Origin of the sequence: Streptomyces sp. NPDC058619, from assembly GCF_042717785.1 — a bacterium.
Lineage (GTDB): Bacteria > Actinomycetota > Actinomycetes > Streptomycetales > Streptomycetaceae > Streptomyces.
Genome location: NZ_JBHXQN010000046.1, coordinates 1 through 13,020 on the forward strand (window position 1 = coordinate 1; position 13,020 = coordinate 13,020).

Genomic DNA, 13,020 nt, shown 5'->3' on the forward strand with positions numbered 1-13,020 from the left:
CCCGGCACCACCGCATCGCACTTCGTCCCCAATCCGTACGGCGAGCCCGGCTCGCGCCTCTACCGCACCGGCGACCAGGCCCACTGGGACACCGACGGGAACCTCCACTACACCGGCCGCACCGACAGCCAGATCAAGATCCGCGGCTTCCGCATCGAACCCACCGAGATCGAGACCGTCCTCACCACCCACCCCCGGGTCGCCCGCGCCACCCTCGTCCACGCCACCGACCTGACGGCCTACGTCACCCTGACCCCCGGCCCCGGCCTAGCCCCCGCCGCCCTGCGGAGCTGGCTGCGCGAGCACCTGCCCGAGCACATGGTGCCCGCGCGGTTCGCCGTCCTGGACCGGCTGCCGCTGACGGCCAACGGGAAGATCGACAAGCGGGCCCTGCCCGCCGCCGAAGCACCGCTGACCACCGGGGGCCGCCAGCCGCGGACCGAGCTGGAGGAGATCGTACGGACGCTGGTCGGCGAGGTCCTGGAGTCCCCCGTACCGCTGTCCGTCGACGACAGCTTCTTCGACCACGGCGGTCACTCCCTGCTCGCCGCCCGCCTGGCCAACCGCATCGGCGCCACCCTCGGCGTCACCCTCACCCTCCGCGACGTCTTCCAGCACCCCACGCCGGCCGCGCTGGCGCGGCAGATCGGCGCCGCGTCGGGCCGTCCCGTGCTCCCGCCGCTCACCCGGGCCGCGGTGCGGCCCGAGCGGCCGCCGCTCTCCTTCGCCCAGCAGCGCCTCTGGCTGGTGTCCGGGCTCCAGGACCGGGGCACCTCGTACAACGTGCCGATGGCCGTCCCGCTGCACGGGGTTGCGGACGTCGGGGCGCTGCGCGCCGCCTTCGCCGATCTGGTGGGCCGGCACGAGCCGCTGCGGACCCGGTTCACCACCGTGGACGGCGAGCCGCGGCAGGTCGTCGACCCGGCCGGCGAGCCGGTCTTCGAGGTCCGTACGGTCGCTCCCTCGGAGCGGGAGGCCGAGCTGCTGGCGGCCGCCCGGCACCCGTTCGACCTGGCCGCGGAGCACCCGCTGCGGGTGACGCTGGTGCGGACCGGGGAGGCGGAGTCCACCCTGCTCGTCCTGCTGCACCACATCGCGACCGACGGGCAGTCGCTGCGGCCGCTCTTCGACGACCTGTCCACCGCCTACGCGGCCCGGCTGGCGGGCCACGCCCCCGACTGGGCCCCGCTGTCCGCGGACTACACCGACTACGCGCTGTGGCAGCGGGCCGCGCTGGCCGACGGCGGGGCCCTGGAGGACCAGCTCGCCTACTGGAAGACCGCCCTGGCGGGGCTGCCGGAGGAGCTGGGACTGGTCCACGACCGGCCCAGGCCCGCGGTGTCGGGGCAGCGGGGCGGGGCGGTGCACGTCGACTTCGGCCCGGAACTGCACAAGCGGATCGTGGAGTTGGCGCGCGTCGAGCGGTGCACCCCGTTCATGGTGCTCCAGGCGGCGCTGGCCGCCCTGTTGACCCGGCTGGGTGCGGGGACGGACATCCCCCTCGGCTCGCCGGTCGCGGGGCGTTCGGACGAGGCGCTGTCCGGGCTGGTGGGGTTCTTCGTCAACACCCTCGTGCTGCGGACCGACACCTCGGGCGATCCCGCGTTCCGCGAGCTCCTGGCCCGGGTGCGGGCCGCCGACCTGGACGCCTTCGCCCATCAGGAGGTGCCGTTCGACCTGGTGCTGGAGGCCGTCAGCCCGACCCGCTCGCTGGCCCGTCACCCCCTGTTCCAGGTCTGCCTGGCACTGGAGTCGGGGCCGGCGGTGGCGCCGGACCTGGCGGGCCTGCGGGCCGGGGCCGCGGAGCCGCTGGCGACGGGGGCCGTCAAGTTCGACCTGGAGTTCCTGCTGCGGGCCGAGCCGGACGGGCCGCTGACGGGTGCGGTGCTGTACAGCTCCGACCTGTACGAGCCGTCGACGGTCGAGCGGTTGACGGCGATGCTGCGGCGTGCCCTGGAGCACGTGGTCGCCGCTCCCGACGTACCGCTCTCCGAGCTGGAGTTGCTGGGTGAGGCCGAGCGGCGCCAGGTGCTGGAGGAGTGGACCGGCACGCGGACGGACATCGGCGGGGCGACCCTCGTCGACCGGTTCGAGGAGCAGGTCCGCCTCCGCCCGGACGCCCGCGCCCTCGTCTTCGGCGACCAGGAACTCTCGTACGGGGAACTGGACTCCCGCGCCAACCGGCTCGCCCACCACCTCGCCGGACAGGGCCTGGGCCGCGGAGACCTGGCCGGCATCCTGCTGGACCGCGGCACGGACTTCGCCGTCGCCCTCCTCGCCGTCGTCAAGACCGGCGCCGGCTACGCCCTCCTCGACCCCGAGTTCCCCGACGAACGCCTCACCGGGACCGCGCGGGACGCGGCGGTCGGCGTCCTCGTCACGGACGCCCGGCACGGGGACCGGGTGAGCGGCCCCTGGACGGCCGTGCTGGTCGACGCCGACCGCGAGGCCATCGGCCGGCAGGACTCCGGGAGTCCGGACATCGGCCTGACGCCGGCGGACGTGGCATGCGTGATGTTCACCTCCGGCTCCACCGGACGCCCCAAGGGCATCCTGTCCTCGCACCGCAACCTGGTCTCCACCGTCACCGCCCAGACCTACGCCGACTTCGGCCCGGGCGAGGTGTTCCTCCAGTGCTCCCCCGTCTCCTGGGACGCCTTCAGCCTCGAATTCTGGGGAGCCCTCCTCCACGGCGGCACCACCGTCCTGCAACCCGGACAGCGACCCGAACCCGCACTCATCGCCGCACTGTCCCCGCGGTGGGGCGTCACGATGCTCCAGTTGTCGTCGAGCCTGTTCAACTTCCTGACCGACGAGCACCCGGAGTCCTTCACCACCACGCGGATCGTCTACACGGGCGGCGAACCCGCCTCCCCCACCCACGTCCACCGCCTCCACACCCTCTATCCGGACCTCGCCGTCACCAACGGCTACGGCCCCGCCGAGTCCATGGGATTCACCACCACCCACCCCATCCCGGTCTCGGACCGGCCGTCCGCCACCGTCTCCATCGGGCGCCCCCTCACCAACAAGCACGCCTACGTCCTCGACGAGCGGCTGCGCCCCGCCCCGCCCGGGACCACCGGCGAGCTCTACCTCACCGGCGACGGGCTCGCCCACGGCTACCTCGCCCAACCCGGCACCACCGCATCGCACTTCGTCCCCAATCCGTACGGCGAGCCCGGCTCGCGCCTCTACCGCACCGGCGACCAGGCCCACTGGGACACCGAGGGCAACCTCCACTACACCGGCCGCACCGACAGCCAGATCAAGATCCGCGGCTTCCGCATCGAACCCACCGAGATCGAGACCGTCCTCACCACCCACCCGGACATCACGCAGGCCACCCTCTCGACTCATCCCGACCACCACAACACGCCCCAGCTGACGGCCTACCTCGTCTCCACCGCGCCGGACCTCTCCGCGCAGGACGTCCGTCTCTGGTTGCGCACGCTGCTGCCCGACCACATGGTCCCGGCCTTCGTGGTCCTGCTCGACCGGCTGCCGCTGACCCCCAACGGGAAGATCGACAAGCGGGCGCTGCCCGTCCCGCAGGCCGCGGCGACCGTCGGCGGGCGCGGCCCGCGGACCGAGCTGGAGGCGTCGGTCCTCGCGTACTTCGCCGAGGCCCTGAACACGACGGAGCCGCTCTCCATCGACGACGGCTTCTTCGACCTCGGCGGCCACTCCCTGCTCGCCGCCCGCCTCACCAACCGGATCGGCGCCACCCTCGGCGTCACCCTCACCCTCCGCGACGTCTTCCAGCACCCCACCCCCGCCACCCTCGCCCAGCACATCGAGGGCCTGCGGCGGTCCGAGCCGGTGGCGCCCCGGCGGGCCCGGCCCGCGCTGCGCCGCCGCACCCCCGACCAGGAACGGAGTTCCTCATGAGCAACGACACCTACCCGGACTTCACCCCCGCGCCCGACGACGTGGTGTGGGACCTTCCGGGCGACGGCCCGCAGCGCACCTCGCTGCTGGTCCTGCCGCACGCGGGCGGCAACGCGCACGCGTACGCCGAGTGGCGCGCGCACCTGCCCTCCGACGTGCGGCTGCTCATCGGCCAGTACCCGGGCCGCGGTGCCCGCTTCGCCGAGGACCTGCCCCGCACGATCGGCGACCTGGCCGGCCCGGTCGTGGCGTCCCTGCCCGCCGGAACCACCGACGACCTGGTGGTCCTCGGACACAGCATGGGCTCGCTCGTCGCCTTCGAGGTGGTACGGGCCCTGGAGGCGGCCGGCCGGACCCCGCGGGCCCTGGTCGCCTCGGCCTGCCGGGCGCCGTTCCTGGCCAACCCGTGCGCGGTCCACCCCGAGCGGCTGGACGACGACGAGCTGGTCGCCGCCATCAAGGAGCGCGGCGGCACCGACGACGGGATCCTCGACGAGCCCGAACTGCGGGAGATCATCATCCCGTCGATCCGCGCCGACTTCGCCATCGACGACGTGTACCGCTGCGAGCAGTCCGCGGCCCGCGTGGACTGCCCCGTGACGGTGATCGGCGGGGACGCCGACCCGGTCGCCCCCGCCGAGACGCTGGGCCGCTGGGCCCGGATCACCGACCGGCCCTTCGCCTCGTACGTCCTGCCGGGCGGCCACTTCTACTTCCAGCAGCAGCTGCCCGAGTTCTTCGCCGTGCTCGCGCCGCTCGTCGGCGGGCACCTGCCGGCCCGCGCCGCCGCCTGACCCGCCCGACCCTCTCCCGCCCCGCCTCCGCACCCCTTTGAGGACCTTGCCATGACCACGTTCGCAGACGCCCCCACCGACACCGGCATCAGCCCGATCCGCGAAGCCGGCAAGCCGGTCGTCGTCCAGACCCCGGCCGGCGCCGACCTGGAGACGGCCGTCGCCTGGCTGAACGCCCACCGCGCCGACATCCAGGCCGAGATGCACCGCTCCGGCGCCGTCCTGCTCCGCGGGCTGCCCGTGTCGGACGCCTCCTCCTTCGGCGCCGCCCGCGACGCGCTGATCCAGCGGCGCGCCGGGTACAAGGAGAAGGCCACCCCGCGCACCGACTTCGGCGAGGGCGTCTTCTCCTCCACCGACCTGCCGGCGGTCCAGCCGATCCGGCTCCACAACGAGAACAGCTACACCCTCGACTTCCCCGGCGTGCTGCTGTTCGGCTGCGTGACCGCGCCCGAGGAGGGCGGCGCCACCACCGTCGGCGACATGCGCGAGGCGCTGCGCCTGCTGCCGCCGGAGCTGGTCGAGCGGTTCGCGCGGGTCGGCTGGCTGCTCGTGCGCAACTACTCGGAGCTGGCCGGTCTGCCCTGGTACAAGACGTTCGCGACCGAGGAGAAGGCGGTGGCGGAGGCGTACTGCGAGGAGAACACGGTCGGGTACGAGTGGGTCGACGAGGACGACTCGATGATCACCCGGCAGCGCCGGTCGGCGATCGTGACGCACCCCGTGACCGGCGAGCAGAGCTGGTTCAACCACTTCGCCTTCTGGAACAGCCGCACCCTCGACCCGGACATCCGGGAGGTGCTGCTGGAGACCTACGGCGAGGACGGGCTCCCCTTCAACACCTACCTGGGCGACGGCACCGCGCTCACCGACGCCGAGGTCGACGCGGTCAACGCCGTCTACGACCGGGTCACGGTGCGCGAGACCTGGCAGCAGGGCGACCTGATGATCGTCGACAACATCCTGTGCGCCCACGGCCGCGAGGCCTACAAGGGCGACCGCAAGATCCTCGTCGCCATGGGGGATCCGGTCGCGCTGGCCGACTGCGCCCCCGCCACCCAGCCGTCCACCACCGCGTTCGCCGGGGAGTGAGCACCATGACCGCCGTACTTCCCGAGCGTTCCCGCACCGAGGAGACCCCGCGCCCCGCCGCGGACCTGCTGGCGCGCCTCGCGCTGGCCCCCGCCGGCCGCACCGCCGTCGTCGCGGGCGACCGCGAGCTCAGCTTCGGCGCCCTGCGCGCCGAGGCCATGCGGATCGCCGCCCGCCTCGCGGCTCGCGGCATCGGCCCGGAGAGCGTGGTCGCGCTCGCCCTGCCGCGCGGCGCCGACCTGGTGGCCGCGCTGATCGGCACCCTGACGGCGGGCGCCGCGTACCTGCCGGTGGACCCGAAGCTGCCCGCCGAGCGGCGCCGCTACCTGGTCGAGGACTCCGGCGCCGACCTGGTCGTCACGGCCGGCCCGGACGCCGGGCCGCTCGCCGCGGGCGTCGCACACCTCGCGGTGGCCGAACTCACCGCGCCGGGCGAGGGTCCCGACCCCGCCTACACGCCCGTGGCCGTCCGGGGCGACACGCTCGCCTACGTCATCTACACCTCCGGCTCCACCGGACGCCCCAAGGGCGTGGAGATCGGCCGGGCCGCCGCCTCGGCGCTGCTCGCCGAGCTGGAGGGCGCGGGCATCGCCGTCACCGACGGCGGGCGGGTCGGCTGGAACGCCTCCCCGTCCTTCGACGCCTCCGTCCAGCAGTGGGTGCGCGTCTGCCGCGGCGACACCCTCGTGATGATCGACGAGGAGACCCGCGCCGACCCGGCCCTGCTGGCCCGGCTCGTGGACGAGCACGCGCTGACCGACCTCGACATCACCCCCTCGCACGCCGACCCGCTGCTGGACCTGCTCACCGCCGACGGCGGGCCCCGCCCGCTGACCCTCCTCATCGGCGGCGAGGCCGTCGCCCCGGCGCTCTGGGCCCGCCTCGCCGAGAAGGGCGCGCAGGGGGTGCTGCGTACGGTGAACCTGTACGGGCCCACCGAGTGCACCGTGGACTCCACGGCCGGCTGGATCGACGGGGCCGACGCCCCCCACATCGGCAGTGTGCTGCCGGGCCTGCGGATGCGGGTGCTGGACGAGAAGCTGAACCCGGTCGGCGAGGGCGAGGGCGGCGAGCTGTACCTGGCGGGCTCGCGCGTCGGCCGCGGCTACCGGCGGCGGCCCGCGCTGACGGCGGAGCGGTTCACCGCCGACTCCGGCGAGGGGGCCTCGTACGGCGGCCGGATGTACCGCACCGGCGACCTGGTGCGGCTGCTGCCGGGCGGCCGGCTGGGCTACCTGGGCCGGGCCGACGGGCAGGTCAAGCTGCGCGGGCACCGCATCGAACTCCCGGAGATCGAGGCCGCGATGACCGCGGTCGCGGGGGTCGCGGAGGCGGCCGTGCTGCTGCTCGACGAGGTGCACGGGGCTCCGGGGCTGGTGGGGTACTACCGGGCGGCGGACGGCCCGGTCACCGAGGGCGCGCTGCGCGAGCACCTCGGAGCGGCGCTGCCCGCCTACATGCTCCCGGCGGCCTTCGTGGCCCTGGACCGCTTCCCGACGACCACCAACGGCAAGCTGGACCGGGCGGCGCTGCCCGCCCCGGCCGCCGCCGCCCCGGTGCCCGCCGCCGCGGCCGAGGGCCTGACCCGCTCGCAGGAGCTGATCGCGGGCGTGTGGGCAGCGGTGCTCGGCGCCTCGCGCATCGGGCCCGACGACAACTTCTTCAAGCTGGGCGGGCATTCGCTCCTCGCGATCAAGCTCGTGTCCCGGGTCCGGGCCGAACTCGGCGTCGCGCTCCCGGTGAAGGCCGTCTACGCCCACCCCCGCCTGCGGGACCTCGCCGCCCACCTCGACACGCTCGTCGCGGCGGCCGCCGACGCGGCCGCAGCGCGCCAGGACAGTTAGGACCGTCACGGACATGACCGAGATCCCGTTGTCGTTCGCCCAGCGCCGGCTGTGGTTCCTGGGCCGGCTGCACGGCCCGTCGGCCGCGTACAACGCCCCCGTGGTCCTGCACCTGGACGGGAAGCCCGACGCCGGGGCCCTCCGCGAGGCGCTGGCCGACGTGGTGGAGCGGCACGAGGTGCTGCGCACCGTCCTGCCGGCCGGGCCCGACGCCGAGCCGTACCAGCGGGTGCTGGCCGCGGCCGCCGTTCCCGGGCTGACCAGCGCGGTGTGCGCGCCGGGCGAAGTGGAGGCGGCCGTGGCCGCGTTCACCCGGCAGGCGATCGACATCACCGCCGAGCCGCCCCTGCGGGCCCGGCTGCTGCTCCTGGGTGACGGGACCTCGGTACTGGTACTGCTGATCCACCACGTCGCCACCGACGGCTGGTCCGTACGCCCCCTGCTGCGCGACCTGTCCCGGGCGTACACGGCCCGGCTGGCGGGCCGGGCCCCGGAGCAGGAGCCGCTGCCGGTCCAGTACGCGGACTACGGCGTGTGGCAGCACGAGCTGCTGGGCGACCCCGCCGACCCGGAGAGCCTGGCGTACGAGCAGACCGAGCACTGGCGGGGCGTCCTGGCGGGGGCCCCCGCCCTGATCGCCCTGCCCGCCGACCGGCCGCGCCCGGCGGAGCCCTCCGGCCGGGGCGCCACCGTGACGGCCCGGCTGGACGCGGCGGCCCACGGCGGGCTGCTCGCCCTGGCCCGGGGACACCGGGCGAGCCTGACGATGGCGGCCCGGGCCGCGCTGGCGGCGGCGCTGTCCGCCGCCGGGGCCGGCGAGGACGTGGTGATCGGGGCGCCGGTCGCGGGCCGGCCCGACGAGGACCTGTACGACCTGGTCGGGTTCTTCGTCAACTCCCTGGCGCTGCGCACCGACCTGTCGGGCGACCCGGCGGTCGGGGAGCTGCTGGACCGGGTGCGGGAGGCGGACCTCGCGGCGTACGAGAACCAGGAGCTCCCCTTCGACCTGCTGGTGGAGCGGCTCGCGCCGGAGCGGGCCCTGGGGCACCACCCGTTCTTCCAGGTGATGCTGACCGTGGACGCGGGCGGCGGGCCGGCCGCGCCGGTGGAGCTGGGCGGCGGGATCGCCGGCCGGCTCGCGGACGTGGGGCTGGACGCCGCCAAGTTCGACCTGACCTGGTACTGCGCAGAACGGCACACCGCGCAGGGGCGCCCGGACGGGATCGACATCGCCCTCCAGTACGCGGTGGACCTCTTCGACGAGGCGACGGCGCGGCTCCTGCTGGAGGTGTACGTACGGGCCCTGGCGGGTTTCGCCGGCGGCCCGGAGCGGCGGCTCGGGGAGCTCGCACTGGTGACCGCGGAGGAGGCGCGCGGGCTGGCCGGGCGCCGCGCGGCCGTGCCGGCCGGGACCGGGACCGCCACGGCGGCCGCCGGGCCCGTCCGGCGGGACGTCCTGTCGCCGCGCGAGGAGATCCTGTGCGGGCTGTTCGCGGAGGTGCTGAACCGCGAGACGCTCGCCCCGGACGCCAACTTCTTCAAGTCGGGCGGGCATTCTCTGCTGGCCGGCAAGCTCGTCAACCGGATCCGGGGCGCGCTCGGGCTGGAGCTGGGCATGCGCGACCTGTTCCTGGCCCCGACGCCGACCGCCCTGCACCGTCGCCTCGCCGCCGCACCGGGCGGCGCGGCGACGGCCCGGCCGGCGCTGGCACCCGCGGCGGAGCGGCCCGGGCGGCTGCCGCTGTCGGCGGCGCAGCGGGCCCTGTGGCTTCTCGACCGGATCGAGGGTCCGTCGGCCACCTACAACGCCCCCCTGGTGCTGCGGCTGGAGCGGGAGCCGGACCGGGCGGCGCTGGCGGCCGCGCTGGCCGACGTACGGGAGCGGCACGAGGTGCTGCGCACGGTGTACGGGGCCGAGGGCGGCGAGCCGTACCAGCGGGTGCTGCCCGCGGCCGGGGAACCGCTGGAGGTGGAGCCGTGCACCCCGGACACGCTGGAGTCGCTGGTCGCCGGATTCGCCCGGGAGCCCTTCGACCTCGCCGCGCGGCCGCCGCTGCGGGCCCGGTTGTTCCTGCCGGGTGACCGCGGCTGCGTCCTGACGCTGCTGGTGCACCACATCGCGACCGACGGCTGGTCGATCGCGCCGCTGCTGCGGGACCTGGACGAGGCGTACGCGGCCCGGTGCGCGGGCCGCGCGCCGCAGTGGCGGGCGCTGCCGGTGCAGTACGCCGACTACGCCCTGTGGCAGCGCGACCTGCTGGCCGACCCGGACCGGCTGCTCGGGTTCTGGCGGACGGCGCTGGAGGGGCTGCCGGCCCGGACAGCGCTGCCAGCGGACCGGCCGCGTCCGGCCGAGCCCTCGGGGCGGGCGGTGACGGTGTCGGCGGACCTCGACGCGGGCGCGCACCGGGCGCTGCTCGGGCTGGCCCGCGGCCGGCGCGCCAGCCTGTTCATGGTGGCGCGGGCGGCCCTGTCCGCGGCCCTGTCGGCGACCGGCGCCGGGCAGGACCTGGCCATCGGCACCCCGGTGGCGGGCCGGCCCGACCAGGACCTGCACGATCTCGTGGGCTGCTTCGTCAACTCCCTCGTGCTGCGCACCGACCTGTCCGGCGACCCGGCGGTCGGGGCGCTCGTCGAACGGGTGCGGGACGCCGACCTGGCGGCCTTCGACCACCAGGACCTGCCCTTCGACGTCCTCGTGGAGAAGCTCGCCGAACCGGGGCGGGCACTGGGCGAGCACCCGTTCTTCCAGGTGATGCTGACCGTGCAGGAGGCGGCCGACGACCGGATGCGCCTCGGCGGCATCCCCGGGCGGGCCACCAGCACGGACCTGGGCGCCGCGAAGTTCGACCTCAGCTTCCACTGCGCGGAGCGGCGGGACGCGGACGGCGGTCCGGACGGGCTGGACGTGCACGTGCAGTACGCCGAGGACCTGTTCGACGGGGAGACGGCGCGGCTGCTGCTGGAGGTGTACGTACGGGCGCTGCGCGCCTTCGCGGACTCCCCCGAGGCCCGGCTGGGCGAACTGGTTCTGGTGACGGGGCCGCAGGAGCAGGCGCTGGCCCGGCGCCGGGAGCGCCGCGAGCGCCTCGCGGCCGCGGGAGCCGCCGCGGCGGCGGCGCAGGCGCCGTCGGGGTCCGCCGCGGCCGGGCTCTCACCGCGCGAGGAGATCCTGTGCGGGCTGTTCGCACAGGCGCTGGGGCGGGAGCGGATGGCCGCCGACGCCAACTTCTTCAAGTCCGGCGGGCATTCGCTGCTGGCCAGCAAGCTCGTCAACCGGATCCGGAGCGTGCTCGGCGTGGAGGCCGGCATCCGGGACCTGTTCCTGGCCCCGACGGCGACGGCCCTGCACCGGCGGCTGGGGACGGCCTCCGCGGACTCCCGTCCCGCGCTGACGGCCGCGCCGCAGCGGCCCGAGCGGCTGCCGGTGTCGTACGCGCAGCGCCGGCTGTGGTTCGTGGACCAGCTGGAGGGGCCCTCCCCCACCTACAACATCGCGCTGGTGCGGCGGCTGGACCGGCCGCTGGACCCGGCGGCGCTCACCGAGGCGCTGGCGGACGTCGTGGAGCGGCACGAGGTGCTGCGCACGGTGTACGGGACCGAGGGCGGCGAACCGTACCAGCGGGTGCTGGAGCGGGCCCGGCCGCAGCTGGAGCTGGCGCGCCCGGACGACGTGGCGGCGGCCGTGGACGAGGCCGCCCGGCACGTCTTCGACCTGACGCGGGACCTGCCGCTGCGGGCCTGGCTGTTCCTGCCGGTCGGCGGGGGCCCGCAGACGCTGGTCCTGCTGCTGCACCACATCGCGGCCGACGGCTGGTCCACCGGGACCCTGCTCGCCGATCTGTCCGAGGCGTACGGGGCTCGGCGGGCCGGGCGCGCGCCCGGCTGGCAGCCGCTGCCGGTGCAGTACGCCGACTACACGCTGTGGCAGCGCGAGCTGCTCGCCGGAGCCGGGCCGGAACTGGACTTCTGGCAGCGGACGCTGACGGGGCTGGCGCCCCTGATCGACCTGCCGACGGACCGGCACCGGCCGGCCGAGCCCTCGGGGCGCGGCGCGCTGACGGGGTTCACGGTGTCCCCGGACGCGCACCGGCGCCTGGTCCGGATCGCGCACGCGCAGGGGGCCACCCTGTTCATGGTGGTGCAGGCGGCGCTGGCCGCGGCCCTGACGCGGCTCGGCGCGGGCACGGACCTCGCGCTCGGCACCACGGTGGCCGGGCGGGACGACGACGCCCTGTCGGGGCTGGTGGGCTTCTTCGTGAACACCCTGGTCCTGCGCACCGACACGGGCGGGGACCCGACGTTCGAGGAGCTGGTGGGAAGGGTCCGGGAGGCCGACCTGGCGGCGTACGCCCACCAGGACCTGCCGTTCGACCGCCTGGTGGAGCACCTCAACCCGCACCGGTCCGCGGCCCACCACCCGCTGGTGCAGGTGATGCTCCAGGTGAACCCGGCGGGCGGACCCGGGGCCTCCGGGGGGCCGCTGGCGGGTACGGAGCTCCCGTACGGGTCGGACACGGCGAAGGCGGACCTGACGTTCGCCCTGACGGAGCTCGCGGACGGCGGCCTGTCCGGGGTGCTGGAGTACGCCACCGACCTGTACGGGGAGGCCGGTGCGCAGCGGCTGGCCGGGCTCCTGGTCGCGGCGCTGGAACTGTTCGCCGCCGACCCGGGGCAGCAGATCGGGGACCTGCCGGCGCCCGCCGACCGGCGGGGCGGGCGGCCGGTCGTCGGCGGCTACCGGATCGACCTCGACCACGTCGCGGCGGTCCTGGCGGAGCACCCGGCGGTGGGCCGGGCCCGGGCCCGGGTGGTGGACGGCCGGCTGGTCGCCGAGGTGCTGAACCGGCCGACGGTGGCCGGGGAGGCCGGGGTGGCGGCCCTGCAGGAGTGGGCGGCCGAGCGGCTGCCGGAGTACGCGGTCCCGTCGTCGGTGCGCCTGCTGTCGGGAGCGCCGTCCGCTCCGCAGCCCGGAGCCCTGCCCGAGGCCTCCGTCGCCGGCTCCCGTGGGGACGACGCGTTGGCGGCGGCCGTGCTGCGGCTGTTCGCGGAGGTGCTGGAGCGGGGGCGGCTCGGCCCGGACGACAACTTCTTCAAGTCCGGCGGGCATTCGCTGCTGGCGGTACGGCTGGTGAACCGGGTCAAGGCGGAGCTGGGCCGCGAGCTCACCCTGCGCGAGGTGTTCCGCCACCCGACCCCGGCCCGGCTGGCGGCGCTCCTGGCCTCGGCGGCCCCGACGCCGCCGACGCCTCCCCCGGCACTGCGCCGCCGTACGCGCGCGGGCTCCCGGGTCCGCCAGCCGTAGGAGGCCGCCGCCAGGCCCTGCCGGTCGTGCCCGGTACCAACGGGTCGTGCCGGGTACCACCGGGACCTGCCGGGCCGGAGGCCGTCCGCCCCGC

At 75.7% G+C, this 13,020-nt stretch carries 5 protein-coding genes; all 5 read left to right on the plus strand.

From position 1 onward, the window contains the following. The coding region (locus tag ACFWTC_RS30115; protein ID WP_384074784.1) for an amino acid adenylation domain-containing protein at positions 1-3,891 on the plus strand (3,891 nt) is incomplete at its 5' end. Next, positions 3,888-4,685: a thioesterase II family protein gene (locus ACFWTC_RS30120; RefSeq protein WP_383930963.1), complete on the plus strand. Its 798-nt coding sequence runs from the start codon at positions 3,888-3,890 to the stop codon at positions 4,683-4,685. The genes ACFWTC_RS30115 and ACFWTC_RS30120, both read left to right, overlap by 4 nt. Before the next feature lie 51 nt (positions 4,686-4,736). Next, positions 4,737-5,777 (plus strand): TauD/TfdA family dioxygenase, encoded by a 1,041-nt coding sequence (locus ACFWTC_RS30125; RefSeq protein WP_384029304.1) that lies wholly within the window; start codon positions 4,737-4,739, stop codon positions 5,775-5,777. Positions 5,778-5,782: 5 nt separating this feature from the next. Next, entirely contained in the window at positions 5,783-7,621 is a 1,839-nt protein-coding gene (locus ACFWTC_RS30130) for an amino acid adenylation domain-containing protein (RefSeq protein ID WP_384029302.1), read from the plus strand. A gap of 13 nt (positions 7,622-7,634) precedes the next feature. Then, positions 7,635-12,926 (plus strand): condensation domain-containing protein, encoded by a 5,292-nt coding sequence (locus tag ACFWTC_RS30135; RefSeq protein ID WP_384029300.1) that lies wholly within the window; start codon positions 7,635-7,637, stop codon positions 12,924-12,926. Positions 12,927-13,020 lie beyond the last annotated feature (94 nt).

Excerpts from the sequence above, each read along its gene's own strand:
- ACFWTC_RS30130 (WP_384029302.1), top strand. The coding sequence starts at position 5,783 with ATGACCGCCGTACTTCCCGAGCGTTCCCGCACCGAGGAGACCCCGCGC.
- ACFWTC_RS30125 (WP_384029304.1), top strand. The coding sequence starts at position 4,737 with ATGACCACGTTCGCAGACGCCCCCACCGACACCGGCATCAGCCCGATC.
- ACFWTC_RS30135 (WP_384029300.1), top strand. The coding sequence starts at position 7,635 with ATGACCGAGATCCCGTTGTCGTTCGCCCAGCGCCGGCTGTGGTTCCTG.
- ACFWTC_RS30120 (WP_383930963.1), top strand. The coding sequence starts at position 3,888 with ATGAGCAACGACACCTACCCGGACTTCACCCCCGCGCCCGACGACGTG.